The sequence below is a fragment of the Acinetobacter endophylla genome (genome assembly GCF_053543775.1).
The window spans coordinates 1-545 of the sequence record NZ_JBLVOM010000148.1 but is presented as its reverse complement, the minus strand read 5'-3'; the positions used below and the strand labels follow the sequence as shown (position 1 = coordinate 545).

Genomic DNA, 545 nt, shown 5'->3' with positions numbered 1-545 from the left:
CGTATAGCCTGCATATTTATTTGGTGCAAAGCCAAATGAGGACACGCCCTAATAATTTCTTCACTTAATTTTAAAGCTTCATACAATGACTCTTGATTAACTTGCAATGTTCTAATTCCAAAGCATTATTGTAGTTATTCTCCTATATACTTTAGTTCTTATTAAATTTCAATTAGTGAATTTCTTTCATCTTAACCTTAGAAAATATCAGTATATCAAATCCTTACTATCTAATTAAATCGTTAAAATATAGGGTTTAGATTTAAACCCATATAACTATGTCAAACAAACTTGAACGTCAGAAATTGACTCTCCCAGCAGGTCACGACAAGCTTCTGCTTCACTCCTGCTGTGCACCATGCTCGGGTGAAGTGATGGAAACCCTAATTGAATCAGGCATCGACTTTTCGATCTTTTTTTATAATCCCAATATTCACCCTGTCAAGGAATATGAAATCCGTAAGGAAGAAAATATTCGCTTTGCAGAAAAACATAATATTCCTTTTATTGACTGTGATTACGATACAGACAATTGGTTTGCACGT

The 545-nt window shown here is 33.6% G+C and carries 1 protein-coding gene; it reads left to right on the top strand.

From position 1 onward, the window contains the following. Positions 1–278: 278 nt before the first annotated feature. Positions 279–545 (top strand): epoxyqueuosine reductase QueH (locus ACNPNW_RS06075; RefSeq protein ID WP_448766721.1); only part of this gene is annotated, 267 nt, incomplete at its 3' end.